The following is a 25919-nucleotide window of genomic DNA, read 5'->3' on the forward strand; positions in this document are numbered from 1 at the left end:
CCCGCATCCAAGCGGGCTGCCACGGCCTTCCGGGAACGTCTCAGCGATTTTGAGGCCGTCAACACCGGCAGTTTCAGCAGCCCAGGGCGGCAGTGCGTAAACGGCCGGTCCTGGAACAGTAGCTCAGGTAAGCGTAGCGCCACCTGACAAGACTACATCTCGATCTCAATATCGCCTTTCGCCCGGCAGCAGCAGGGCAAAATCTCGCCCGGCTGGATAAAGGCCAGCGGCTCGGTCAGCCAGTCAACCTGGCCGGAGACCAGACGGGTGCGGCAGGAGCCGCAATAGCCTGCGCGGCATTGATACTCGACGTCGATATTATGCGATTCAAGAGCAGCCAACAGGGAAGGGTGTTCATCCTGACACTCAAGGCGAGTGTCAGAGATTTTCAAGAAGATCCGCTTCATTACAGCTGGAAGTTGCTCAGATCGTCGGCATCGACTTCAGAGTCGATCTGGCCGACCAGGTAAGAGCTGACCTCTACTTCCTGCGGCGCCACCTGAACGTTGTCGGAGACCAGCCAGGTGTTGATCCACGGGATTGGGTTGGAGCGGGTCTGGAACGGCAGATCAAGGCCCACCGCCTGCATGCGGATATTGGTGATGTACTCGACGTACTGGCAGAGAATATCTTTGTTCAGGCCAATCATCGAGCCGTCGCGGAACAGGTAGTCCGCCCACTCTTTCTCCTGCTGGGCCGCCAGCACGAACAGATCATAGCACTCCTGTTTGCACTCTTCGGCGATTTCCGCCATTTCCGGATCGTCGCTGCCGGAGCGCAGCAGGTTCAGCATATGCTGAGTGCCGGTCAGGTGCAGCGCTTCATCGCGGGCGATCAGGCGGATAATTTTGGCGTTGCCTTCCATCAGTTTGCGCTCGGCGAAAGCGAAGGAGCAGGCGAAGCTGACGTAGAAGCGGATCGCTTCCAGGGCGTTAACGCTCATCAGGCACAGATAGAGTTTCTTTTTCAGCTCGCGCAGATTGACGGTCACGGTCTTGCCGTTGACGGTGTGGGTGCCTTCGCCCAGCAGGTGCCAGTAGCTGGTCATCTCGATCAGCGAATCATAATAGTGAGAGATCCCCTCGGCACGCTTCTGGATCTGCTCGTTGGTGACGATATCGTCGAACACGGTCGCCGGATCGTTGACGATGTTGCGGATGATATGGGTGTACGAGCGCGAGTGAATGGTCTCAGAGAAGGCCCAGGTTTCCACCCAGGTCTCCAGCTCCGGGATGGAGATCAGCGGCAGCAGAGCGACGTTCGGGCTGCGGCCCTGGATGGAGTCGAGCAGCGTCTGGTACTTCAGGTTGCTGATGAAAATGTGTTTTTCATGTTCCGGCAGCGCCTGGTAGTCGATGCGATCGCGGGAAACGTCAACCTCTTCCGGGCGCCAGAAGAAGGAGAGCTGCTTTTCAATCAGCTTTTCAAAGATGTCGTATTTTTGCTGATCGTAGCGGGCCACGTTAACCGGCTGGCCAAAAAACATTGGCTCAAGCAGCTGATCGTTTTTCGTCTGTGAAAAAGTGGTGTATGCCATTGAAGTGAGTCCTGTTGAACTGTATTGCCCGGCGGGAATGGGTTGGCCGGGCCTACAAAATCGTAGGCCGGGTAAGCGTAGCGCCACCCGGCAAAAATACCTTAGATCTTACAAGCGCCGCTTTCGCAGCCGTCGTCCTGAATGGACGGGGCCAGGTCATCCTGAGCGTCTTCAGCGCCATCACGGGTGTTGTGATAGTACAGCGTTTTGACGCCGAATTTATAGGCGTTGAGCAGGTCTTTCAGCAACTGCTGCATCGGCACTTTTCCGGAAGGGAAGCGCGTCGGATCGTAGTTGGTATTCGCAGAGATCGACTGGTCGATAAACTTCTGCATGATACCCACCAGCTGCAGGTAGCCGTCGTTGTTCGGCATTTCCCACAGCAGCTCGTAGGCGTTCTGCAGGTTTTCGTAGTCCGGCACCACCTGGCGCAGGATCCCATCCTTCGAGGCTTTGATACTCACGTGACCGCGCGGCGGCTCGATGCCATTGGTGGCGTTGGAGATCTGCGACGAGGTCTCGGACGGCATCAGCGCGGAGAGCGTAGAGTTGCGCAGGCCGTGGGTTTTAATGGACTCGCGAAGCGCTTCCCAGTCGTAGTGCAGGGATTCGCTGACGATGCCGTCCAGGTCTTTTTTGTAGGTATCGATCGGCAGGATACCCTGCGCATAGGTGGTTTCGTTGAACCACGGGCAGGCGCCCTGTTCGATAGCCAGCTCGTTGGAGGCCTTCAGCAGGTAGTACTGAATCGCTTCGAACGTTTTGTGGGTCAGGTTGTTGGCGCTGCCGTCGGAGTAGCGTTTGCCATGCTTCGCCAGATAGTAAGCGAAGTTGATCACGCCGATGCCCAGCGTACGGCGGCCCATTGCGCCGCGTTTGGCGGCCGGGATGGGGTAATCCTGATAGTCGAGCAGCGCGTCCAGGGCACGCACCGCCAGCACCGCCAGCTCTTCCAGCTCGTCGAGGCTGTCGATAGCCCCGAGGTTGAAGGCCGACAGGGTGCACAGCGCGATTTCGCCGTTTTCGTCGTTGACGTCTTCCAGCGGTTTAGTCGGCAGAGCGATCTCCAGGCACAGGTTAGACTGGCGCACCGGGGCGACCACCGGATCGAACGGGCTGTGGGTGTTGCAGTGGTCGACGTTCTGGATGTAGATGCGGCCGGTGGAGGCGCGCTCCTGCATCATCAGCGAGAACAGCTCAACCGCTTTAATGCGCTGCTTGCGAATGCTGTCGTCCTGCTCGTACTGGGTGTACAGGCGCTCAAACTCGTCCTGATCGGCGAAGAAGGCGTCATACAGGCCCGGGACGTCGGAAGGGCTGAACAGGGTAATGTCGCCGCCCTTCAGCAGACGGGTGTACATCAGCTTATTGATCTGCACCCCGTAGTCCATGTGACGAACGCGGTTGGCGTCGGTACCGCGGTTGTTTTTCAGCACCAACAGGCTTTCCACTTCCAGATGCCACATTGGGTAGAAGAGGGTCGCCGCGCCGCCGCGAACGCCGCCCTGCGAGCAGGACTTCACCGCGGTCTGGAAATGTTTGTAGAACGGAATGCAGCCGGTGTGGAAGGCTTCGCCGCCGCGGATCGGGCTGCCCAGCGCGCGAATGCGGCCGGCGTTGATGCCGATGCCGGCGCGCTGGGAAACGTATTTCACAATCGCGCTGGAGGTGGCATTGATGGAATCCAGGCTATCGCCGCACTCGATCAGCACGCAGGAGCTGAACTGACGGGTCGGGGTACGCACGCCGGACATGATCGGCGTCGGCAGCGAGATTTTAAAGGTCGACACCGCGTCGTAGAAACGCTTGATGTAGTCCAGACGCGTTTCGCGCGGGTAGTTAGAGAACAGGCAGGCAGCCACCAGAATATAAAGGAACTGCGCGCTCTCATAAATTTCGCCGGTGACGCGGTTCTGTACCAGATACTTGCCTTCCAGCTGCTTCACGGCAGCGTAGGAGAAGTTCATATCGCGCCAGTGGTCGAGGAAACCGTCCATCTGCTGGAACTCTTCTTCCGTGTAGTCTTCCAGCAGATGATGATCGTATTTACCCTTCTCGACCATCTTCACCACGTGATCGTAAAGCGCCGGCGGCTCAAACTGGCCGAAGGCTTTTTTACGCAAGTGGAAGATCGCCAGACGTGCGGCGAGGTACTGGTAATCCGGCGCCTCGCGGGAGATCAGGTCCGCAGCGGCTTTAATAATGGTTTCGTGGATGTCCGCGGTTTTAATGCCGTCATAGAACTGGATATGCGAGCGCAGCTCTACCTGGGAAATCGAAACGTTATTCAGTCCTTCTGCCGCCCAATCCAGTACGCGATGGATTTTGTCGAGATTGATGCGCTCGGTGGTCCCGTCGCGCTTTGTCACCAGCAGACTCTGATTCATGTGGATTTTACCTGTCCGTGAAAGAAAATATCCCCCGTTTATCCACAGAAGGCCGTTGTGACTAACTCTGTGGATAAATACTATATGTAGGGGGTTGTCGATAAAAGGAACGCTATATGGTGAGTATTTTAGTAAGGAATCTTTTGAGTACAAGGGTTGATTTTGACGTTAAATTGAGGTTGCGGAAGGGTAATAATCCGCAAGTCCACGTCGCATAAGGCCTGGAGAAGAAGTCAATAAAACAGAAAAAAAAATGAAAATTTGATCGAGTGCTGATTTCTTCATCGGAAGAAATAATCACGCGGCTTGATGCCGCGCAATCATCATAAGCGCAGCTGCTGACGTCACGCTTTTTTGGCGCTGGTATGCAACATATAGTTAACATCAACCCCTGGCGCCAACTTGAAGGTGTTGGTCAACGGATTGTAATGCAGACCGATGATATGCTGCTCTTTCAGAGTAGTCTGATCTACCCAGCCCAGCAGTTCGGCCGGCTTGATAAACTTTTTCACATCATGGGTGCCTTTGGGCACCATCTTCATGACATATTCCGCGCCGACCACCGCCATCAGCCACGCTTTACCGTTGCGGTTGATGGTGGAGAAGAAGACCTGACCGCCAGGCTTCACCAGCCGCGCGCAGGCGTGGACTACCGACTGTGGGTCAGGGACGTGCTCCAGCATCTCCATGCAGGTGACGACATCGTATTGCTGCGCGTGCTTCGCGGCATGTTCCTCAACCGTTTCCTGAACATATTCCACCTGAATACCGCTCTCCAGGGCGTGCAGTTTCGCCACCTGCAGCGGCTCTGCGCCCATGTCCAGTCCGGTGACCGTCGCGCCTTCGCGCGCCATACTCTCGGCGAGGATGCCGCCGCCGCAGCCGACATCGAGGACTTTTTTACCGAACAGGCCGCCTGAGCGTTCGGCGATATAGCCCAGCCGCAGGGGATTAATGCGGTGGAGCGGTTTGAACTCGCCCTCCAGATCCCACCAGCGCGAGGCGACGGCTTCGAATTTGGCGATTTCAGCATGATCGACGTTAGGGGCTACCGACGTTTTTTCGGCATTCATGGGCGCTTTTACTCCTTTTCTGTTCAGACCTGGGAGTATATCAGCAGCGCGCCATGAATAAACCGTATTGCTTTACCTCTCTTAGCGCGGCTGTGTTATAATTTGCGACCTTTGAATCCGGGATACAGTAGAGGGATAGCGGTTAGATGAGCGACCTTGCGAGAGAAATTACACCGGTCAACATTGAGGAAGAGCTTAAGAACTCTTATCTGGATTATGCGATGTCGGTCATTGTTGGCCGTGCGCTGCCGGATGTCCGAGATGGCCTGAAGCCGGTACACCGTCGCGTACTTTACGCCATGAACGTATTGGGCAATGACTGGAACAAAGCCTATAAAAAATCAGCCCGTGTCGTTGGTGACGTAATCGGTAAATACCACCCGCACGGCGACTCCGCGGTATACGACACCATCGTCCGTATGGCGCAGCCGTTCTCGCTGCGTTACATGCTGGTGGACGGCCAGGGTAACTTTGGTTCCATCGACGGCGACTCCGCCGCGGCGATGCGTTATACCGAAATTCGTCTGGCGAAAATCGCTCATGAGCTGATGGCCGATCTTGAAAAAGAGACGGTCGATTTCGTTGACAACTATGACGGTACGGAGCGTATTCCGGACGTCATGCCGACCAAAATTCCTAACCTGCTGGTAAACGGCGCCTCCGGGATCGCCGTCGGGATGGCCACCAACATACCGCCGCATAACCTGACGGAAGTGATCAACGGCTGTCTGGCCTATGTCGACGACGAAGACATCAGCATTGAAGGGCTGATGGCGCATATTCCTGGCCCTGATTTCCCGACCGCCGCCATTATCAACGGCCGTCGCGGCATTGAAGAGGCCTACCGCACCGGTCGCGGTAAAGTCTACATCCGCGCGCGCGCGGAAGTGGAAGTGGACGCCAAATCCGGCCGCGAAACCATCATCGTGCATGAAATTCCTTATCAGGTGAACAAAGCGCGCCTGATTGAGAAAATCGCCGAGCTGGTAAAAGAAAAACGCGTGGAAGGCATCAGCGCGCTGCGTGATGAGTCTGATAAAGACGGGATGCGCATCGTGATTGAAGTGAAGCGAGACGCGGTAGGGGAAGTGGTGCTCAACAACCTCTATTCCCAGACCCAGCTTCAGGTCTCCTTCGGTATCAACATGGTTGCGCTGCACCATGGCCAGCCGAAGATCATGAACCTGAAAGACATCATCGCCGCCTTCGTGCGCCACCGCCGCGAAGTGGTGACCCGTCGAACGATTTTCGAACTGCGCAAAGCGCGCGACCGGGCGCATATCCTCGAAGCGCTGGCCGTGGCGCTGGCCAACATCGACCCGATTATCGAACTGATCCGTCGCGCGCCGACCCCGGCTGAAGCGAAAGCGGCGCTGGTTGCCCAGGCGTGGGATCTCGGTAATGTGGCGGCGATGCTGGAACGTGCCGGTGATGACGCCGCGCGTCCGGAATGGCTGGAGCCAGAGTTCGGCGTGCGCGAGGGTAAATACTACCTGACCGAGCAGCAGGCTCAGGCGATTCTGGATCTGCGTCTGCAGAAACTGACCGGCCTTGAGCATGAAAAACTGCTCGACGAATATAAAGAGCTGCTGGAACAGATCGCGGAACTGCTGCACATCCTCGGCAGCGCCGACCGTCTGATGGAAGTGATTCGCGAAGAGCTGGAGCTGATCCGCGACCAGTTCGGCGACGAACGTCGTACCGAAATCACCGCCAACAGCGCTGATATCAACATCGAAGATCTGATCAACCAGGAAGACGTGGTGGTCACCCTGTCGCATCAGGGCTATGTGAAGTATCAGCCGTTGACCGACTACGAAGCACAGCGTCGTGGCGGTAAAGGCAAATCGGCAGCGCGCATTAAAGAAGAAGACTTTATTGACCGCCTGCTGGTGGCCAACACCCATGACACTATCCTCTGCTTCTCAAGCCGCGGTCGTCTGTACTGGATGAAGGTCTATCAGCTGCCGGAAGCCAGCCGCGGCGCGCGCGGTCGTCCGATCGTCAACCTGCTGCCGCTGGAAGCTGATGAGCGTATCACCGCTATCCTGCCGGTCCGCGAGTACGAAGAGGGCGTTAACGTCTTTATGGCCACCGCCAGCGGTACCGTGAAGAAAACCGCGCTGACCGAGTTCAGCCGTCCGCGTTCCGCTGGCATCATCGCGGTGAACCTGAACGAAGGCGATGAGCTGATCGGCGTCGATCTGACCTCTGGTCAGGACGAAGTGATGCTGTTCTCCGCGGCCGGCAAGGTCGTGCGCTTCAAAGAAGATGCCGTTCGCGCCATGGGCCGTACCGCCACCGGCGTACGCGGCATTAAGCTGGCGGAAAACGACAGCGTCGTCTCGCTGATTATTCCGCGCGGCGAAGGCGCGATCCTGACGGTGACGCAAAACGGTTACGGTAAACGTACCGCCGCGGCTGAGTATCCGACCAAGTCGCGTGCCACCCAGGGCGTTATCTCGATCAAAGTCACCGAGCGTAACGGTTCCGTGGTCGGCGCCGTACAGGTGGATGATTGCGATCAGATCATGATGATCACCGACGCCGGGACGCTGGTGCGTACCCGCGTTTCCGAAGTGAGCATCGTGGGCCGTAACACCCAGGGCGTGATCCTCATCCGCACCGCGGAAGATGAAAACGTGGTGGGTCTGCAGCGCGTCGCTGAGCCGGTAGACGACGAAGAACTGGACGCCATCGACGGTAGCGCGGCGGAAGGCGATGATGATATCGCCCCGGAAGCAGATACCGATGACGACATCGCCGAAGACGAAGAGTAATCGTCCCAGGTAAATGTTCTGAAAGGGCCGGGTATTCTCCCGGCCCTTTTTGCATTAACATTGCGGCAAAGCCGGTTTACCGCTACTTTAACCCCATTCTGTTGAGTCCCTGACGGCCGAGCATCGCCACATTGAAATATCTTGCCTCTTTCCACACAACCCTGAAGGTTTCACGTTATCTGTTCAGAGCGCTGGCGGTATTGCTGTGGCTGCTGATTGCGTTTGTCTCTGTGTTTTATATCGTCAACGCGCTACACGAGCGGGAAGCCGAGATCCATCAGGAGCTCAATCTCAATGCCGATCAGGCCCAGCGCTACATTCAGCGTACGGCGGACGTGATTAAAGAGCTCAAGTATGTCGCCGGTAACCGGCTGTCGGCAGGGGATGCGGTAGCGCAAGGGCAAAGCGGCGATATTGCGATCCCCAGCTTTGAACCCCTGTATCCTGACTCCGACTGCAGCGCAATGAGTAGTGCATGGCGTAATTCGCTCCAATCGCTGGCGTGGTTTATGCGCTACTGGCGGGATAATTTTACCGCCGCCTACGACCTTAACCGCATCTTTCTCATCGGCAGCGATAATCTCTGTATGGCCAACTTTGGCCTGAGGGACGTGCCGATTGAGCGCGATCAGGCGCTGAAAGTCCTGCATCAACGCATTGAGCAATACCGCAATGCGCCGCAAAACGAGCGCGGCAACAACCTGTTCTGGATAAGTCAGGGCGTGCGCCCCGGGGTGGGCTACTTTTACGCCCTGACGCCGATCTATATGGCCAATCGCCTGCAGGCGATGCTCGGCGTGGAGCAGACCATCCGCATGGAAAGCTTCTTTACGCCGGGCAGCCTGCCGATGAGCGTGACGATCTTCGACGATAACGGCCAGCCGCTGATCTCGCTGGCCGGCGCGGAAGGCAAAGTCCAGAGCGAAGCGAAGTGGATGCAGGAGCGAATGTGGTTTGGCTACAGCACGGGTTTCCGCGAGCTGGTGCTGAAGAAAAGCCTCGCGCCGTCCTCCCTGAGCATCGTCTATTCCGTCTCGGTAGACCAGGTGCTGGAGCGGATCCGCATGCTGATCATCAACGCCATCGTTCTCAATATCCTCAGCGGCGCGATGCTGTTTGCGCTGGCGCGGATGTATGAGCGGCGCATTTTTATCCCGGCGGAAAATGACGCTCAACGGCTGGAAGAGCATGAGCAGTTCAACCGCAAAATCGTGGCCTCCGCCCCGGTGGGGATCTGTATTCTGCGCACCCTCGACGGGACCAACATTCTCAGTAACGAGCTGGCGCACAACTATCTGAACATGCTGACCCACGAGGACCGCCAGCGGCTGACGCAGATTATCTGCGGCCAGCAGGTCAACTTTGTCGATGTGCTGACCAGCAACCATACCAACCTGCAGATTAGCTTTGTCCACTCGCGCTATCGCAATGAAAACGTGGCGATTTGCGTGCTGGTGGACGTTTCCGCCCGCGTGAAGATGGAGGAGTCGCTGCAGGAGATGGCCCAGGCGGCGGAGCAGGCCAGCCAGTCGAAATCGATGTTCCTTGCCACCGTCAGCCATGAGCTGCGTACCCCGCTGTATGGCATCATCGGTAACCTCGATCTGCTGCAGACTAAAGCCTTGCCGAAAGGCGTCGATCGCCTGGTGACGGCGATGAACAACTCCTCGAGCCTGCTGCTGAAAATCATCAGCGATATTCTCGATTTCTCCAAAATCGAGTCCGAGCAGTTGAAGATCGAGCCGCGGGAATTTTCCCCGCGCGAGGTCATGAACCATATCTCCGCCAACTATCTGCCGCTGGTGGTGCGCAAGCAGCTGGGTCTGTACTGCTTTATCGAACCGGACGTTCCGGAACAGATGTCAGGCGACCCGATGCGTCTGCAGCAGGTGATCTCAAACCTGCTGAGCAATGCGATCAAGTTCACCGACACCGGCTGCATTATCCTCCACGTTCAGTGCGCGGGAGATTATCTGCAGATTAGCGTCCGCGACACCGGGGAGGGGATCCCGGCGAAAGAGGTATTGCGCCTCTTCGACCCTTTCTTCCAGGTGGGGACCGGCGTGCAGCGCAACTTCCAGGGCACCGGCCTTGGCCTGGCGATCTGCGAAAAACTGATCAGCATGATGGATGGCGATATCGCCGTGGAAACGGAGCCGGGAATGGGCAGCCGCTTTACCATCCGCATCCCGCTGTATGGCGTGCAGAACACGCCGCAGGTGACGGCGGACGGTTTCGCTGGCAAGACCTGCTGGCTGGCCATCCACAACACCTCGTTGGCGATGTTCGTCACCTCGCTGCTCAGCTATCACGGCCTGACGGTACGCCGCCATGCCGGAGAAACCCCGGACGCCGAGGATGTCTTACTCACTGACGATGAAGCGCTGAGCGGCTGGCAGGGAAGGGCGATGGTCATCTTTTGCCGTCGTCATATCGGTATTCCGCAGGAGCGGGCCGCCGGCGAGTGGCTGCATAGCGTGACGACGCCGCATGAACTGCTGCCGCTGTTGGGACGTATTTTCCACGTCGCGCTGGCCAGTGCGGAGAATAGCCGGGCGCTGATGGCGCCGGAGGCGCAGGTCGGCAATAACGACGACATGATGATTCTCGTGGTCGACGATCATCCGATCAACCGCCGCCTGCTGGCGGATCAGCTGGGATCGCTCGGCTACCAGTGCGTGACCGCCAACGACGGGGTTGACGCGCTCAACGTCCTCAGCAAGCAGCACATCGATATTGTGCTCAGCGACGTCAACATGCCTAATATGGATGGTTATCGCCTGACGCAGCGCATTCGTCAGCTTGGCCTGACGCTGCCAGTCATTGGCGTAACGGCCAATGCCCTGGCGGAAGAGAAGCAGCGCTGTCTGGAATCGGGGATGGACAGCTGTCTGTCCAAGCCGGTGACGCTTGACGTGCTGAAGCAAACGCTGACGGTATATGCGGCGCGGGTACGTAAAGGGCGGGAATAATCGGGAGCTCCGTCTCGCCGGGGCGAGACGGAGAGCGCGTCGGGATTACTCTTTGTCCGTCGAGCTCAGCGAGACGGAGGAGAGGTAGTTCAGCAGGGCGATGTCGTTTTCGACGCCCAGCTTCATCATCGCCGACTTTTTCTGGCTACTGATGGTTTTGATGCTGCGGTTAAGCTTTTTGGCGATCTCGGTCACCAGGAAGCCTTCGGCGAACAGACGCAGCACTTCGCTCTCTTTCGGCGACAGACGTTTATCGCCATAGCCGCTGGCGCTGATTTTTTCCAGCAGACGAGAGACGCTTTCCGGGGTGAATTTCTTCCCTTTCTGCAGCGCGGCCAGCGCTTTAGGCAGATCGGTCGGCGCCCCCTGCTTGAGGACGATCCCTTCGATATCCAGATCCAGCACCGCGCTGAGGATTGCCGGGTTATTGTTCATGGTCAGAACAATGATCGACAGATCCGGGAAGTGGCGCTTGATGTATTTGATCAGCGTGATCCCGTCGCCGTATTTATCACCGGGCATGGACAGATCGGTGATCAGCACATGGGCGTCCAGCTTCGGAAGATTGTTGATAAGGGCCGTGGAGTCTTCAAACTCGCCAACGACGTTCACCCACTCAATTTGCTCAAGTGACTTACGAATACCGAACAGTACGATCGGATGGTCATCGGCAATAATTACGTTCATAGTGTTCATGTATAAGGCTACCTTCTACAGCAAACTCTTGACGTAAGCGTCAATGTCGCTGATATATTTTTCTATGCCTTGCGCATCCTTTTCGCGAATCAGATGCTCAAGCGTTTCACATAACTGCTTGCCGGGTATCAGATTAAGCATAGCAAATGCCCCTTTGAGGCGGTGGGCGGTTTGCGCCAGAGCAGCAAAATCACCCGCTTCGTTTTCAGTATACAATCTCTGAACATCATCCGGTACCGTATCGGCAAACAGTGCGTAATAGCCGCTGGCATGGAGTTCGGCGTTACTCTCGTTTCCTGAGGTGGCGGGTTGAACCGCCTCCTCCGCCAGCTGCTGCTCAATAAGCTGCAGGATAGCCTCCTGCATCGCCGTGCTAATATTAAAGTTGACCCGCAGTTGGCCCGGGCCGATTTTGCGTATCCCAACCTCATCATCGCTTAAAAGCAAGCCCGAAGCAGTAAGATTAGACGGATTATCCGTTAAATACAGATCGAACGCTTGACTTGTCGCTCGATCGTCCGGCGTGATGCAGGACGCCCCCCAGCTCTCCAGCTGGCGGGTGACAATCCGCCGTACTTCGCTGGAGGTCACATCCAGCAGGACGATAACGTCATCCAGCAGATGTTCTCCCGCCTCTGGCGCCTCTTCGCTGGCCGGCATTTTCAGATGCAGGCTATAGCGAGTCCCCAGCGACTCCCGCGCTTTGATGGTCAACTGCCCGCCCAGCTTGCGCGTCATACGGTCACATAACCAGAAGGTAAGGGCGTTCGCTTTGCCGTACAGATCGCTCTGAGTCTCATTGAGATACGGGAAGTGCATATTGTCGATCTCGTTTGCCGAGACCCCGTTGCCAGTATCCAGTATGCGGAAGGTCAGGCGATCGCTGGCCGACTCTTCCTGGCAGACGTCGAGGGTGATCTTGCCGATAGGCGTGGTGGTGATGGAATACTGGATCAGCAGTACCAGCGTGCGCCGCAGGGCTTCACGGTCACCATAGCGTTGTTCGCCGGCAGGCAGCGCGTTATTGATAAGCAACTGCAGACCCTTGCGCTTCATCGCCGGCAGCACCTCCGGTACAACGTCGTCGATCAGCTCCTGCACCGAGAACAGCGACTGGCTGGTTTTCCAGGCATCGCTTTCCAGCAGGTTGGCGAGCTGAATATCATCGATCAGTTTGACCAGCTCATCGGCATGCTGCGCCAGCGTCCGGCTCTCCGCGCCGTCGAGCGCCGCTGCCTCAGCCGCCAGGTTAAGGGCTGGCTGCTTCAGGGCGCTGCCGATATGCCGCATAAAGGTCGTCCGGCCCTGCTGGTTTTTCTCATACAAGCGCTGGGCCTGTTTGAGCTTTTTATTGACCAGCACTTCGCGGTCCTGGTCTCGGATAATCAGGATCTGCGTGCGCGGCGCAACCTGGCTGCGATACTGGCGGATCTCATACTGTTCGTTGTTGACGGTGGCCTGGATCACCCCCTGATGCTGGTCCGCCATGTTAGTGATGTTCTGCAGATTCAGGTGCGGAAGCAGATGGTCGGCAATCGGGTTGCTGATCACCGTTCGGTTGGCTTCCTGATCGTGGACCAGCAGCCCCAGCGGCAGCAAAGAAACAATTTCTTCATTAAGGGCGCGCAGTAAACGCAGTTCGCTATTGGCGGCGGAGGGGAGCCCGGCGCCCGAGGCGCTGCTGCGACCTTTATAATGCCGAAAGGTCGTGAAACCGAACAGCGCCAGCGCCAGCAGGCCAATGTTAAGCAGCAGCGGCAGAAGAATGTTTTGCAGGGATTCCAGCAGCATGGTGCTCATCGGTACCGTCCACACTAACTGCATACCGGTGGTGCTGATGTCGGTGGCGATGTCAATCTGCATGCCGTTGAAGGTGATCCCGATATGATCGCTAGCCTCTTTGTCGGGGCTGGCGGCCACATTTTGCGTGGGATCAGGCTCGATACGAAAGCTATCCAGCGCCATGCCCGGCGGGATCAGATCGTTAATCGGCAGGTCGAAGGCGACCACCGTTGCCAGGTGTCCTGGCTGATTGAAGGTAGTACGTAACGTGAAGTAGTGCGCGTTCTGCCAGGCAAGATGGCGCAGCGGCGAGAAGGTCTCGCGCTCATCAAGGGTATTGGCCTGCAGCAGCATTTCCGCACGCCGGGATTCCACCACGCTGCTGATCGTTGACTCTTTAAAGCTTGAGGAGAGGTCCTTCAACGGCAGGGTGGAGATAAGGATCAGGCTATTGTCCAGCCCATTGAGATAGTACATCGACCACGGAATGGTCTCCGCACCCCACAAAATATCCAGATAATCGGACATTTTCTGCGTCATCTCGAGGGTCGAACTGTCGTGGGAGCCAAAGATCAGGGCTTCGGTTTTACGCCGGGGCTTCTCCAGATAGTACACGTCCTGCTTTAAACGCGTCTCCTGCAGACCGCCGCTGGCGGTGTTGGCGGAGGTGGCGGCGATATTGTCGTAGATCTGCCAGGTGGCATAGCGCCAGGTATCAATGCGTTGGTGCAGGGCATGGGAGACATCAACTACCTGATAGCTCTTCTCTTTCAGCCAGGCATTGACGGCGCTTTGAATCATTACCCCCATCGTCGCCAGCAGGACAATAACCATCAAAATGAAGAAGCGGCTGATGTTGCCGGGGATCAGAGAGAATTTTTTCGGGGTCATCTTGTGGCTGAACGACTCATCATTGTTTGTAAACAGGATGTAGCGCCAGAGTAACTGGCAACAAAGCAGATGCTGCAGGCAGTATAAAGGCTAATGGCGTAAATCCATACTACAGATTGGTGCCAGCGGCGCGATACCGCCCAGGAATTATCTTAGAAACGAAGCGTAAATGAAACCGCGTCCGCAAGACTGACCAGTGACGATATTGACAGAAACAAAAGCCAGGAATCGCACGAAATAACAAGACATTGGCAGAATAAGCGCAAAAGACGGCCTAATTGATTGATTAATAGTCGTTAGGGAATCATTGGCTTTAGCACAGATAAATTAAAGTTGTGTAAAGAAGGGTAAAAAAAACCGGATGCGAGGCATCCGGTTGAAATAGGGGTAAACAGACATTCAGAACTGAATGACGGTAATAAATAAAGTTAATGATGATAGCGACTGTTATTTTAGTCACCGATGATCATTTTGTTTTACCATTCAGTGCTATAGGCTTAGTTTTGTATATCCTGTTGATTTTAAATAGCTAAATAATTTTTTTGATTATTAGTGCGTATTTCCCTGGCCATTTTGGGGTAAAAAAAAGTTCCGCCATATTTACAAATTGAAACATCTTGTGGGAACTTTGAAACATCTTAGAAGTTTTAGTATCATATTCTTGTTGGATTATTCTGCATTTTGCAGCACAATGAAATAGCCGACTGATTAGAAGGGTAATCAGTAAGCAGTGGCATAATAAAAGGCATATAACAAACAGAGGGTTAATAACATGAAAGTTAAAGTACTGTCCCTCCTGGTACCGGCTCTGCTGGTAGCAGGCGCAGCAAATGCGGCTGAAATTTATAACAAAGACGGCAACAAATTAGACCTGTACGGTAAAATTGACGGTCTGCACTACTTCTCTGACGACAAGAGCGTCGACGGCGACCAGACCTACATGCGTGTAGGCGTGAAAGGCGAAACTCAGATCAACGACCAGCTGACCGGTTACGGCCAGTGGGAATACAACGTTCAGGCGAACAACACTGAAAGCTCCAGCGATCAGGCATGGACTCGTCTGGCATTCGCCGGTCTGAAATTTGGCGACGCGGGCTCTTTCGACTACGGTCGTAACTACGGCGTAGTATACGACGTAACGTCCTGGACCGACGTTCTGCCGGAATTCGGCGGCGACACCTACGGTTCTGACAACTTCCTGCAGTCCCGTGCTAACGGCGTTGCAACCTACCGTAACTCTGACTTCTTCGGTCTGGTTGACGGCCTGAACTTTGCTCTGCAGTACCAGGGTAAAAACGGCAGCGTCAGCGGCGAAGGCGCGACCAACAACGGTCGTGGCGCTCAGAAACAGAACGGCGACGGCTTCGGTACCTCTGTAACTTATGACATCTTTGATGGCATCAGCGCTGGTTTCGCGTACTCTCACTCTAAACGTACCGACGATCAGAACAACCTGGTTCTGGGTAACGGCGACAACGCTGAAACCTACACCGGCGGTCTGAAATACGACGCCAACAACATCTACCTGGCCACTCAGTACACCCAGACCTACAACGCGACCCGCGCTGGTTCTCTGGGCTTTGCTAACAAAGCGCAGAACTTCGAAGTGGTTGCTCAGTACCAGTTCGACTTCGGTCTGCGTCCGTCCGTGGCTTACCTGCAGTCTAAAGGTAAGGATCTGGAAGGCTACGGCGACCAGGACATCCTGAAATATGTTGACGTGGGCGCGACCTACTACTTCAACAAAAACATGTCCACCTATGTTGATTACAAAATCAACCTGCTGGACGACAACAGCTTCACCCGCAACGCCGGTGTTTCTACCGACGACGTGGTTGCACTGGGCCTGGTTTACCAGTTCTAAGTCGCAAGATGCATAACAAAAAGGCGCCTCCGGCGCCTTTTTTTATGTCTGGTTTAACCTCGCTGGTATACTCTTGTCGCCCTGGTAAGAGGAGCCTCGATTAATGGATATGACTTTCTTTCGCGCCGCGCTGTTGGGCGCCTGCGTACTGTTCTCTGGCTGCGATTCAGCCACCACTCCCGCGACACCCGCATCAACGGCCACCGTGCTGGATGGCAAAACAATGGGCACCTTCTGGCGGGTCAGCGTTATCGGCGTGGATGAGGCAAAGGCGCAGGCGCTGCGCGCCAAGGTTCAGGCCCAGCTGGACGCCGACGATCGCCTGCTGTCGACCTGGAAAAACGACTCGGCGCTGATGCGTTTCAACCACGCGACGGATACCCGGCCCTGGCCGGTGAGCGAAGCGATGGCGGATATCGTCACCCTGTCGCTGCGGATTGGCGCCAAAACGCACGGCGCGATGGATATTACCGTCGGGCCGCTGGTCAACCTGTGGGGCTTTGGCCCGGATAAACAGCCGGTCGCCACCCCGGATGCGCAGGCGATCGCCGCGGCGAAAGCGCGCACCGGCCTGCAGCATCTGCAGGTTATCAATCAGAGCGGCAGGCAGTTCCTGCAAAAAGATATTCCCGATCTGTTTGTCGACCTCTCCACTGTGGGGGAAGGCTATGCCGCCGACCACCTCGCGCGCTTGATGGAGCAGGAAGGGATCTCCCGCTATCTGGTGTCGGTAGGCGGGGCGCTGGTGAGCCGCGGGATGAACGGCGAAGGCAAGCCCTGGCGGGTGGCGATCCAGAAACCGACCGACCGGGAAAACGCCGTTCAGGCGATTGTCGACATCAATGGTCACGGCATCAGCACCTCCGGCAGCTATCGCAACTACTATGAACTCGATGGCAAACGTATCTCGCACGTCATCGATCCGCAGACCGGGCAGCCGATAACCCATAAGCTGGTCTCCGTGACCGTCATTGCGCCAACGGCGCTGGAGGCGGACGGCTGGGATACCGGGCTGATGGTGCTGGGGCCGGAAAAAGCGCAGCAGGTGGTGCGCGAGCAGGGCCTGGCGGTCTACATGATCGTCAAAGAGGGGGAGGGCTTTAAAACCTGGATGTCGCCGCAGTTCCGTACCTTTCTCGTCGGCGAAAAAAATTAAAAAGCAAGATTGCGGGTTTTTTGCTGCGGGCTTTACCGCAGACTGAGGATACACTTACAGCAGGAGACCCGTGATGAAACCGATAGTTGCCGATACCGATGACCGCCGCTGGCAGGCGGTCTGCGAGCGTGATACCCGGGCCGATGGTCAGTTCGTCTTTGCGGTACTGACCACCGGCGTCTGCTGCCGTCCCTCCTGCCGCTCACGGCGCGCGCGGCGGGAAAACGTGCGCTTTTTTGCTGACGTCGCTGCTGCCGTGGCGGCGGGATTCCGCCCCTGCAAACGCTGCCAGCCGGATAAAGACTCTCCGCAGCAGCAAAGGATCGACAAGGTGGCGCAGGCCTGTCGGCTGCTGGAGCAGGAGGCGCCCCTGACCCTCGAGGCGCTGGCGTGCGAGCTGGCGGTCAGCCCGTTTCATTTCCACCGTCTATTCAAATCCGTCACCGGCATGACCCCGAAAGCCTGGCAGCAGGCGTGGCGCGCGCGACGCCTGCGCGAGGCGCTGGAGCAGGGGAAACCGGTGACCCGCGCCGCGCTGGCGGCCGGCTTTCCCGACAGCAGCAGCTATTATCGCCAGGCCGATGCCGCCTTAGGGATGACCGCTAGCCAGTTTCGCCGCGGCGGCGCCGCCACCGTGGTGACCTGGACGACAGGCGACTGTGCGCTGGGCCGCTGCCTGGTGGCACAAAGTGAACGCGGCGTCTGCGCTGTGCTGCCGGGTGATAACGATGCTGCTTTGCTCGACGATCTGCGTCAGCGCTTTCCCCGCGCCGAGCTGCGTCAGGGCGACCCTGAGTTTCGTCGTCAGATGGCGGAGATTTTCGCCCACCTCGACGACAGCCGGCGGCCGGTGTCGCTGCCGCTGGATCTGCGGGGCACCGCGTTCCAGCTGCAGGTCTGGCAGGCGCTGCGGCAGATCCCGGCGGGGGAGACCCGAAGCTACCGCCAGGTGGCCGAGCATATTGGCCAGCCGCGGGCGGTAAGAGCCGTGGCCGGCGCCTGCGCGGCGAATTCACTGGCGGTGATCGTTCCCTGCCATCGGGTGGTGCGTGAAGATGGCGCGCTATCCGGTTATCGCTGGGGAACGGCGCGAAAAGCGCAGCTGCTGGCGCGCGAGGCGCAACGAGAGGAGGAGTAATGCTCGATCTGTTTAGCGATACCCCACCGTGGCAGGAGCCGCTGGCCCCCGGCGCGGTGGTGCTTCGCCGCTTTGCCCGCGAGCGTGCCCCAGGGCTGCTGCAGGCGATTGCCGACGTCGCCCGCCAGTCGCCGTTTCGCCAGATGGTCACGCCGGGCGGGTACACCATGTCGGTGGCGATGACCAACTGCGGCCGGCTGGGCTGGACCACCGATCGCCACGGCTACCTCTACGCCCCGGTCGATCCGGTCACCCGTCACACCTGGCCGCCGATGCCGGCCGTGTTCCATGAACTGGCGCTGGCGGCAGCCGCGGCCGGCGGCTATCCGGGCTTTTCCCCCGACGCCTGTCTGATTAACCGCTACCAGCCCGGCGCAAAGCTGTCGTTGCATCAGGATAAAGATGAACAGGATCTGCGGGCCCCGATCGTCTCGGTCTCCCTGGGCCTGCCGGCCATCTTTCAGTTTGGCGGGTTGCAGCGCAGCGACCCGCTGCAGCGGCTGTTGCTGGAGCATGGCGATGTGGTGGTCTGGGGCGGGGAGTCGCGCCTGTTTTATCATGGCATTCAGCCGCTGAAAGCGGGCCATCATCCCGAGACCGGCGACTGTCGATATAACCTCACCTTTCGGCAGGCGGGCCGTCCCGGCGATTAAAATAAGAATTATTCTTGATGTCACCGGCGAGCCGTTTAAACTGCTGGCTGTTTTGCTTTTCCGGATAGCCTGTTATGGAACTTCTTTCTCTCGTCTGGCGCCAGTATCGCTGGCCGTTTCTGGGCGTTATTGCCCTTAGCCTGCTCAGCGCCGCGCTGGGTATCGGCTTAATCGCTTTTATTAACATGCGCCTGATCGCCACTGTCGATACCTCGCTGCGGGTGCTGCCGGAATTTCTTGGCCTGCTGGGGCTGTTAATGGCGGTGACCCTGGGCTCGCAGCTGGCGCTGACCACCCTCGGCCACCATTTTGTTTTTCGCCTGCGCGGCGAGTTTGTGAAACGCATCCTCGATACCCAGATTGAACAGGTGGAGAAGATCGGCAGCGCGTCGCTGCTTGCCGGGCTGACCAGCGATATCCGCAATATTACCATCGCCTTTGTACGCCTCCCTGAGCTGGTGCAGGGGATCATTCTCACCTTCGGCTCCGCCGCTTATCTGGCCTGGCTGTCAGGAAAAATGATGCTGGTGACGGCGCTGTGGATGGCGCTCACCATCTGGGGCGGCTTTGTGCTGGTGTCGCGGGTGTACAAACATATGGCCAGCCTGCGCGAAACGGAAGATAAGCTCTATCACGACTACCAGACGGTGCTGGAAGGGCGTAAAGAGCTGACCCTCAACCGGGAGCGCGCGGAGTATGTGTTTAATCAGCTCTATCTCCCGGACGCCCGCGACTACCGGCACCACATCGTTCGCGCCGATACCTTCCATCTCAGCGCGGTCAACTGGTCGAATATTATGATGCTTGGCGCCATCGGGCTGGTGTTCTGGATGGCCAACAGCCTCGGCTGGGCCGATACCGCCGTGGCGGCGACCTACTCCCTGACGCTGCTGTTTTTGCGCACGCCGCTGCTCTCCGCCGTCGGCGCGCTGCCCACGCTGCTTAGCGCCCAGGTGGCGTTCAACAAGCTGCGCCAGTTCTCGCTCGCCCCTTACCGGGCGGATTTCCCCCGGCCGCAGCCGCAGGCTGACTGGCAGACGCTGGAGCTGCGCGATGTCACTTTCCATTATCCGGACCATCGCTTTGCGGTAGGGCCGCTTAATCTGACGCTAAAACGCGGCGAACTGGTGTTTCTGATCGGCGGCAACGGCAGCGGCAAATCAACCCTGGCGATGCTCCTGACCGGCCTGTATCAGCCGGTTTCCGGTCAGATTCTGGTGGATGGCCAGCCGCTGGCGGCGGATAAACCGGAGGCGTACCGCAAACTGTTCTCCGCGGTGTTTACTGACGTCTGGTTGTTCGACCGTCTGCTCGGGCCGCAGGGCGAGGAGGCCGATCCGGCGCTGGTGGCAACGTGGCTGGAGCGTCTGCAAATGGCCCACAAGCTGCAGCTGGAAAACGGTAAGATCGGCGACCTGCGGCTGTCGAAAGGGCAGAAGAAGCGCGTGGCGCTCCTGCTGGCGCTGGCCGAGTCCCGGGATATCATTCTGCTGGATGAATGGGCAGCGGATCAGGATCCGCATTTCCGCCGCGAGTTCTACCAGGTCCTGCTGCCGCTGATGAAGCAGATGGGGAAAACCGTGTTCGCCATCAGCCATGACGATCACTACTTCCAGCACGCCGATCGCCTGCTGGAGATGCGTGCCGGGCAGCTGTCCGAGCTCACTGGCGAAGAGCGGGCGCAGGCCTCCCGCGATGCGGTGGCCCGCACGGCCTGATTCACGCTGCGCGCCCGGGGAAAGCCGGGCGCCGCTGAAATTTTCAGCGTCTACAGTGCTGACGGTTATTATTTCCCCCTCCTCGCGCTATGCTTAAGGCTTCCGGCCCGCAGGCCGGCTCACTATTCTCAAAAGGATTGCCTGACCGATGTCCGTTTTGCATAAAAAAAGCGCCCGCTTGCGTGACGAAGAGCGCGCCCGTCTGATTTGGCTCTTGAGCACCGATAAAGCAGTGACCTCCGCGCTGCTGGGCAAACTGACGCTGGCCGAACGTTACGATGAAGGGACGCTGGCCGATGACCTGGCTGAAGTGGAAATGCTGGTCTCGCATCTGCCGCCGCCGGATCTCGCCGATGCGCTGGAAGCGCTCCCCTATGACGCCCGCACCGCGCTGTGGTGCCTGGTGCCCGACGATAAACGCGGCGAAGTGCTGCTGGAAGCTTCAGAAAACGTCTGGGGCGACCTCATCGATAAGATGAGCGACCACGAGCTGCTGCAGGCGATGCAGCCGCTGGATATCGATGAACAGGTTTACCTGCTGCAGCATCTGCCGCGCAATCTGACCGGACGGTTGCTGGCGACCCTGCCGGCTGAGAAGCGCGCCCGTATCCGCCAGATTATGCGCTACGCCGACAACAGCGTCGGGTCGATCATGGAGTTTGAGGTCATTACGGTGCGGCCGGAGGCCACCCTGGCGGCGGTCCAGCGCTATCTGCGGCGTCTCGGGAAAATGCCGGAGAACACCGATAAACTGTTCGTCACCACCCGCAATAAGCTGCTGCTCGGCGAGCTGGAGCTGCAGACCATTCTGCTCAACGATGCGCAGAAGCGGGTGGGGGAGGTGATGGAGGGCGATCCGGTCACCTTTCAGCCGCATGAAGAAGCGGAGAAGGTGGCGCGCACCTTCGAGCGTGATGACTTGCTCAGCGCCGCCGTTATCGATGCCGATGGCAAACTGATCGGCCGTCTGACCATCGATGAGATCGTCGATGTGGTCTATGAAGAGACCGACAACGATCTGCGGCGGATGGGCGGCCTGAGCGATGAAGAAGATGTCTTCGCCCCGGTCAGCAAAGCGGTGAAAACGCGCTGGGCGTGGCTGGCGGTGAACCTGTGTACGGCGTTTATCGCTTCCAGGGTCATCGACGGCTTCGAACATACCATTTCACAGCTGGTGGCGCTGGCCTCGCTGATGCCGATCGTCGCCGGGATCGGCGGCAATACCGGCAACCAGACGATCACCATGATCGTTCGGGCGATGGCGCTGCAGCAGATCCAGCCCGGCAGCTTTACCTTTCTGATCCTGCGTGAAATGGGCGTTGCACTGATTAATGGCCTGGTGTGGGGCGGGATCATGGGGGCCATCACCTGGTGGCTGTATGACGATCCACAGCTTGGCGGGGTGATGACGCTGGCCATGATGCTCAACCTGCTGATGGCGGCGATGATGGGCGTGATAATCCCGATGGTCATGGTGAAGCTGGGGCGTGACCCGGCGGTCGGCTCCAGCGTAATGATCACCGCTATCACCGACACCGGCGGCTTCTTTATTTTTCTGGGTCTGGCGACGCTGTTTCTGATGTAGCCTGCGCTTTTGCCCGCAGGCGGCGGGGGATGATCGCCATCGCGACAATCCCCGCCAGCACGCCAATCGCCAGATTGCTGGTTCCCACCGTCGCGGCGACGGTCACCAGCATCACCAGCGTTTCCGGCCACGGATTGCGCGCCAGCTCGCCCGGGAGAATGCTGTGCCAGCTAAAGGTCTTCACCGCCACGATCACCATCACCCCGGCCAGGACCGCCATCGGGATTTTCGCCATCACCTGGCTGAGCGCTGTCACCAGCAGGAGCAGCACCAGGCCGGCGATAACCGTTGAGAGACGGCTACGGGCTTTGCCCATTTCCACGTTAACGATAGTCTGGCCGATCATCGCGCAGCCCGCGATACCGCCATAACAGCCGGCGAGGATGTTGGCGATCCCCAGCCCGGCGCTCTCCCGCGATTTATTCGACGGCGTATGGGTCAGGTCATCCACCAGCTTAGCCGTCAGCAGAGACTCCATGAGGCCGACAAAGGCGATGCTGAGGGCGCACGGCCAGATTATCTGCAGGGTGGTCAGGTTCAGGGGAACGGTCAGGGCGGTGAACCCCGGCAGGCCGCCGCTCATTGACCCTTCATCACCCACGGTCGGCAGCAGCTGGCCGGTGGTCGCGGTATAGAGAGTGAGCGCGACGATGGCGATCAGCGGCGCCGGGATAGTCTTAATAAAGCGCGGCGCCCACAGAACGATAAGCAGCGTCAGGACGAACAGGCCGACGATCAGCGGCTGGCGGCTCCAGAAGTGCGGCACCTGGGCGAAGAAAATCAGGATCCCGAGGGCGTTGACGAACCCGGTCATCACTGCCGGGGGAATAAAGCGCATCAGGCGCGCCATGCCGCACAGACCAAACAAAATTTGAATCATACCCGCCAGAATGACGGCTGGCAGAATGTAACCCACGCCGTGCTGATGCACCATCGGGCCAATGACCAGCGCCACTGATCCCGCGGCGGCGGTGACCATTGCCGGGCGTCCGCCGAGTAGCGACATCGCCAGACAGAGCACGACGGAAGCAATCAGGCTCACCTGCGGGTCAACGCCGGCAATAACCGAAAACGAAATCACTTCAGGAATTAACGCCAGGGCGCTGAGCACGCCGGCCAGGACTTCGCGCGTCAGCAGCGACGGAGAACGAAGGATTGGACGCAGGTTGCCGGAAGCGGCGGGGTCTGAAACTGGGGGCATAAAAAAAGTTCGCAGATTATAAAAAAAGGAGGAGCGGTGTCAGGCCCTGCTTCCGTGCGGTCTGTCACAAAACCAGGGATGATAGCGCGGAATCTGCCAGGGCACCAGTACAAAAAGTGATTTGGTGTATACATTTATTAAACATTTTTATAACGGATCTCAAAACAGAACTTAAAATTTAAACAATATTTAAATTTTTGAGCTTCGGTGGTAACGTGAGGGGTGACAATCGTATCACCTGCGCTAAATAAAACAGCGAGTAAAGTAAGGCTCAAATCCGATGAATAAAAAGATGGCCGTACCACGCTCACAGGCGGTTGGTCCCAACAGCACTCGGACCAACACCCGCCATGAGCAAGAGACGGATGTATTGTTGATTGGCGGCGGCATTATGAGCGCCACACTGGGAACCTGGCTGCAGGAGCTTGAGCCAGACTGGTCTATTACCATGGTTGAGCAGATGTCCAGCGTGGCGGAAGAGAGCTCAAACGGGTGGAACAATGCGGGTACCGGCCACGCGGCGCTGATGGAGCTGAACTATACGCCGCAGACCGCCAACGGCATCAATATCGACAAAGCGGTCGACATCAACGAAGCCTTCCACATCTCGCGTCAGTTCTGGGCGCATCAGGTGACGCGCGGCGTCCTGAACAAACCAAAATCATTCATTAACAGCGTGCCGCACATGAGCTTTGTGTGGGGCGAAGATAACGTCAACTTCCTGCGCGCGCGCTATGCGGCGCTGCAGCAGAGCGAACTGTTCCGCGGCATTCGTTATTCTGAAGACCATCAGCAGATCAAAGCCTGGGCGCCGCTGGTGATGGAAGGCCGCGACCCGCTGCAAAAGGTGGCCGCCACCCGTACGGAAATGGGAACCGACGTCAACTATGGCGAAATCACCCGCCAGCTGATCGCCAGCCTGCAAAAGCATGATAATTTCTCCCTGCAGCTGGGCACCGTGGTGCGTCGCTTCAAGCGCAACGCCGATAAGAGCTGGACGGTGACCCTCGCGGATGCCGACAACCGTCGTCAGAAGCGGGTTATTAAAGCCAAATTTATCTTTATCGGCGCCGGCGGCGCGGCGCTGACCCTGCTGCAGGAAACCGGCATTCCGCAGGCCAAAGAGTATGCCGGCTTCCCGGTCGGCGGCCAGTTCCTGGTCTGCGAAAATCCGGAGGTAGTAAACCACCATCTGGCGAAGGTTTACGGCCAGGCCGAAGTGGGCGCGCCGCCGATGTCGGTGCCGCACATCGATACCCGTATTATCGACGGTAAACGCGTGGTGCTGTTCGGGCCGTTCGCCACCTTCTCGACCCGCTTCCTGAAGAACGGTTCGCTGTGGGATCTGCTGGCCTCGACCAATACCTCGAATATCCTGCCGATGCTCAACGTCGGCCTGGACAACTTCGATCTGGTGAAATACCTGATTAGCCAGGTGATGCAGAAAGATAAAGATCGTCTGGCCGCGCTGTGCGAATACTATCCGGAAGCGCGGAAAGAGGACTGGCGGTTGTGGCAGGCCGGTCAGCGTGTGCAGATCATCAAGCGCGATGCGAAGAAGGGCGGGGTACTGCGCCTGGGCACCGAAGTGGTCAGCGATGACGAAGGCACCGTCGCGGCGCTGCTCGGCGCATCGCCAGGCGCCTCCACCGCGGCGCCTATCATGCTGCAGCTGATGGAAAAAGTGTTTAAAGACAAAGTGAATTCGCCCGAATGGCAGGCCAGGCTGAAGGCGATCATCCCGACCTACGGTATTCGCCTTGATGGCAACCCGGCGGAGATTGAGAAAGCGCTGGCGTGGACCAGTGAAGTGCTGGAGCTGAAATATGAGCCGGCCGCGGCGGCGGATGAAGTTCCGCAGGCGGAGCTGAAGCCGCTGAGCGGCGGCAAGCCGATGGCGGACATCGCGCTCTGACAAAAACGGCAGCCTGCGGGCTGCCGTTGTTTTATTACTGATTTAATTGCGCGCCTTAGCGGATCTCGGCGTTGCCGATAGTCTCGTCGGCACGCCAGATGCGATATTTTACATCGACATTAGTCGGCGTGTAGATGACGATCGGCAGCTTGCTGTTGTAGCGCAGCATAGCGTCATCGCCGAGGCCGGCAGTAACAAATTTCTTCGTTTTCTTGCCGTCCGGGCAGGCCATCATGGTGGATACCGGGCCGCTCAGCTTATCAAAGACATAGTAGTCATAACCCCAGCCTTCCAGGGTTTTGCTTTCCAGCTGCCCGCCAAAACGATGGTGGTTGCAGTCGACTTCCAGCGTCTGGCCGATCATCAGCTCAACCTTCAACGCCGACTCATCCTGCTGCTGCGGCAGCTGAATAACCTGACGCTTCATGCCTTTTTCCGCTTTCGGGAACGGCGCGACTTTTTCCAGCGGCTGGTCTGCGGCCAGGGCGCCGGCAGACATGCAGGCGGCGGTGAGCAGAGAAACGGCTAGCGTAGTGATTTTTTTCACGGTTGATCATCCTTTATTTTCGTT

At 57.9% G+C, this 25919-nt stretch carries 17 protein-coding genes; 9 read left to right on the forward strand and 8 right to left on the reverse strand.

Annotated features, from left to right (window positions below):
• Positions 1–152 precede the first annotated feature (152 nt).
• The 4 genes from yfaE to ubiG all read right to left on the reverse strand — a co-directional run bounded on the left by yfaE (position 153) and on the right by ubiG (position 4997).
• A complete protein-coding gene (yfaE, locus tag ABLV64_RS17815) occupies positions 153–407 on the reverse strand; it encodes a class I ribonucleotide reductase maintenance protein YfaE (protein ID WP_004201692.1) in 255 nt (84 codons plus the stop codon).
• On the reverse strand, positions 407–1537 hold the full coding sequence (gene nrdB / locus ABLV64_RS17820) for a class Ia ribonucleoside-diphosphate reductase subunit beta (protein WP_004140835.1): 1131 nt from the start codon (positions 1535–1537) through the stop codon (positions 407–409). Before nrdB ends, yfaE begins: the two co-directional genes overlap by 1 nt.
• A gap of 101 nt (positions 1538–1638) precedes the next feature.
• Entirely contained in the window at positions 1639–3924 is a 2286-nt protein-coding gene (nrdA, locus tag ABLV64_RS17825; RefSeq protein ID WP_004201691.1) for a class 1a ribonucleoside-diphosphate reductase subunit alpha, read from the reverse strand.
• A 344-nt stretch (positions 3925–4268) separates the two neighbouring features.
• Positions 4269–4997: a bifunctional 2-polyprenyl-6-hydroxyphenol methylase/3-demethylubiquinol 3-O-methyltransferase UbiG gene (ubiG, locus tag ABLV64_RS17830; protein WP_004201690.1), complete on the reverse strand. Its 729-nt coding sequence runs from the start codon at positions 4995–4997 to the stop codon at positions 4269–4271.
• Between the two features lie 146 nt (positions 4998–5143).
• Here ubiG and gyrA point away from each other — a divergent pair, with 146 nt between their 5' ends.
• Entirely contained in the window at positions 5144–7777 is a 2634-nt protein-coding gene (gene gyrA, locus ABLV64_RS17835; protein WP_004201688.1) for a DNA topoisomerase (ATP-hydrolyzing) subunit A, read from the forward strand.
• 131 nt (positions 7778–7908) lie between these two features.
• A complete protein-coding gene (rcsC, locus tag ABLV64_RS17840) occupies positions 7909–10749 on the forward strand; it encodes a two-component system sensor histidine kinase RcsC (protein ID WP_017899297.1) in 2841 nt (946 codons plus the stop codon).
• Positions 10750–10794: 45 nt separating this feature from the next.
• Here rcsC and rcsB read toward each other — a convergent pair whose 3' ends face one another.
• Together rcsB and rcsD are read right to left on the reverse strand one after the other, a co-directional pair.
• A complete protein-coding gene (rcsB, locus tag ABLV64_RS17845; protein WP_004201684.1) occupies positions 10795–11445 on the reverse strand; it encodes a response regulator transcription factor RcsB in 651 nt (216 codons plus the stop codon).
• A 15-nt stretch (positions 11446–11460) separates the two neighbouring features.
• Positions 11461–14118, reverse strand: coding sequence for a phosphotransferase RcsD (gene rcsD / locus ABLV64_RS17850; RefSeq protein WP_348843032.1), 2658 nt, complete (start codon positions 14116–14118; stop codon positions 11461–11463).
• A gap of 772 nt (positions 14119–14890) precedes the next feature.
• Here rcsD and ompK36 point away from each other — a divergent pair.
• The 6 genes from ompK36 (at position 14891) to mgtE (ending at position 22232) form a co-directional block, all read left to right on the forward strand.
• Positions 14891–15982: a porin OmpK36 gene (gene ompK36 / locus ABLV64_RS17855; RefSeq protein ID WP_044524243.1), complete on the forward strand. Its 1092-nt coding sequence runs from the start codon at positions 14891–14893 to the stop codon at positions 15980–15982.
• Between the two features lie 103 nt (positions 15983–16085).
• The gene (gene apbE, locus ABLV64_RS17860) at positions 16086–17138 is read left to right on the forward strand and encodes an FAD:protein FMN transferase ApbE (RefSeq protein WP_004201678.1); all 1053 of its coding nucleotides are present in this window, start codon (positions 16086–16088) and stop codon (positions 17136–17138) included.
• Positions 17139–17211: 73 nt separating this feature from the next.
• Positions 17212–18276, forward strand: coding sequence for a bifunctional DNA-binding transcriptional regulator/O6-methylguanine-DNA methyltransferase Ada (gene ada / locus ABLV64_RS17865; protein WP_017899301.1), 1065 nt, complete (start codon positions 17212–17214; stop codon positions 18274–18276).
• Complete coding sequence (gene alkB / locus ABLV64_RS17870; protein ID WP_017899302.1) at positions 18276–18929, forward strand: DNA oxidative demethylase AlkB; 654 nt, start codon at positions 18276–18278, stop codon at positions 18927–18929. Before ada ends, alkB begins: the two co-directional genes overlap by 1 nt.
• A gap of 74 nt (positions 18930–19003) precedes the next feature.
• Positions 19004–20647 carry a multidrug ABC transporter permease/ATP-binding protein gene (locus ABLV64_RS17875; RefSeq protein WP_064189625.1) on the forward strand — a complete coding sequence of 548 codons (1644 nt, stop codon included), beginning with the start codon at positions 19004–19006 and terminating at the stop codon, positions 20645–20647.
• A gap of 148 nt (positions 20648–20795) precedes the next feature.
• Positions 20796–22232 (forward strand): magnesium transporter, encoded by a 1437-nt coding sequence (gene mgtE, locus ABLV64_RS17880; RefSeq protein ID WP_004201674.1) that lies wholly within the window; start codon positions 20796–20798, stop codon positions 22230–22232.
• Here the strand turns inward: mgtE and ABLV64_RS17885 are convergent.
• Positions 22195–23433 carry a SulP family inorganic anion transporter gene (locus tag ABLV64_RS17885; RefSeq protein WP_228741305.1) on the reverse strand — a complete coding sequence of 413 codons (1239 nt, stop codon included), beginning with the start codon at positions 23431–23433 and terminating at the stop codon, positions 22195–22197. The genes mgtE and ABLV64_RS17885 overlap by 38 nt on opposite strands.
• A gap of 280 nt (positions 23434–23713) precedes the next feature.
• Between ABLV64_RS17885 and mqo the strand changes: the two genes are divergently transcribed.
• Positions 23714–25348: a malate dehydrogenase (quinone) gene (mqo, locus tag ABLV64_RS17890; RefSeq protein WP_004201672.1), complete on the forward strand. Its 1635-nt coding sequence runs from the start codon at positions 23714–23716 to the stop codon at positions 25346–25348.
• A gap of 55 nt (positions 25349–25403) precedes the next feature.
• Here the strand turns inward: mqo and eco are convergent, their stop codons facing one another.
• A complete protein-coding gene (eco, locus tag ABLV64_RS17895; RefSeq protein WP_004201671.1) occupies positions 25404–25895 on the reverse strand; it encodes a serine protease inhibitor ecotin in 492 nt (163 codons plus the stop codon).
• Positions 25896–25919 lie beyond the last annotated feature (24 nt).

Source organism: Klebsiella sp. JB_Kp031, assembly GCF_040064295.1.
GTDB classification, from domain to species: Bacteria; Pseudomonadota; Gammaproteobacteria; order Enterobacterales; family Enterobacteriaceae; genus Klebsiella; species Klebsiella quasipneumoniae.

What these genes read in the sequence shown, in the direction of transcription:
- yfaE (WP_004201692.1), bottom strand. Translation starts at nt 407, where the DNA reads ATGAAGCGGATCTTCTTGAAAATCTCTGACACTCGCCTTGAGTGTCAG.
- nrdB (WP_004140835.1), bottom strand. Translation starts at nt 1,537, where the DNA reads ATGGCATACACCACTTTTTCACAGACGAAAAACGATCAGCTGCTTGAG.
- nrdA (WP_004201691.1), bottom strand. Translation starts at nt 3,924, where the DNA reads ATGAATCAGAGTCTGCTGGTGACAAAGCGCGACGGGACCACCGAGCGC.
- ubiG (WP_004201690.1), bottom strand. Translation starts at nt 4,997, where the DNA reads ATGAATGCCGAAAAAACGTCGGTAGCCCCTAACGTCGATCATGCTGAA.
- gyrA (WP_004201688.1), top strand. Translation starts at nt 5,144, where the DNA reads ATGAGCGACCTTGCGAGAGAAATTACACCGGTCAACATTGAGGAAGAG.
- rcsB (WP_004201684.1), bottom strand. Translation starts at nt 11,445, where the DNA reads ATGAACACTATGAACGTAATTATTGCCGATGACCATCCGATCGTACTG.
- rcsD (WP_348843032.1), bottom strand. Translation starts at nt 14,118, where the DNA reads ATGACCCCGAAAAAATTCTCTCTGATCCCCGGCAACATCAGCCGCTTC.
- ompK36 (WP_044524243.1), top strand. Translation starts at nt 14,891, where the DNA reads ATGAAAGTTAAAGTACTGTCCCTCCTGGTACCGGCTCTGCTGGTAGCA.
- apbE (WP_004201678.1), top strand. Translation starts at nt 16,086, where the DNA reads ATGGATATGACTTTCTTTCGCGCCGCGCTGTTGGGCGCCTGCGTACTG.
- ada (WP_017899301.1), top strand. Translation starts at nt 17,212, where the DNA reads ATGAAACCGATAGTTGCCGATACCGATGACCGCCGCTGGCAGGCGGTC.
- alkB (WP_017899302.1), top strand. Translation starts at nt 18,276, where the DNA reads ATGCTCGATCTGTTTAGCGATACCCCACCGTGGCAGGAGCCGCTGGCC.
- ABLV64_RS17875 (WP_064189625.1), top strand. Translation starts at nt 19,004, where the DNA reads ATGGAACTTCTTTCTCTCGTCTGGCGCCAGTATCGCTGGCCGTTTCTG.
- mgtE (WP_004201674.1), top strand. Translation starts at nt 20,796, where the DNA reads ATGTCCGTTTTGCATAAAAAAAGCGCCCGCTTGCGTGACGAAGAGCGC.
- ABLV64_RS17885 (WP_228741305.1), bottom strand. Translation starts at nt 23,433, where the DNA reads ATGCCCCCAGTTTCAGACCCCGCCGCTTCCGGCAACCTGCGTCCAATC.
- mqo (WP_004201672.1), top strand. Translation starts at nt 23,714, where the DNA reads ATGAATAAAAAGATGGCCGTACCACGCTCACAGGCGGTTGGTCCCAAC.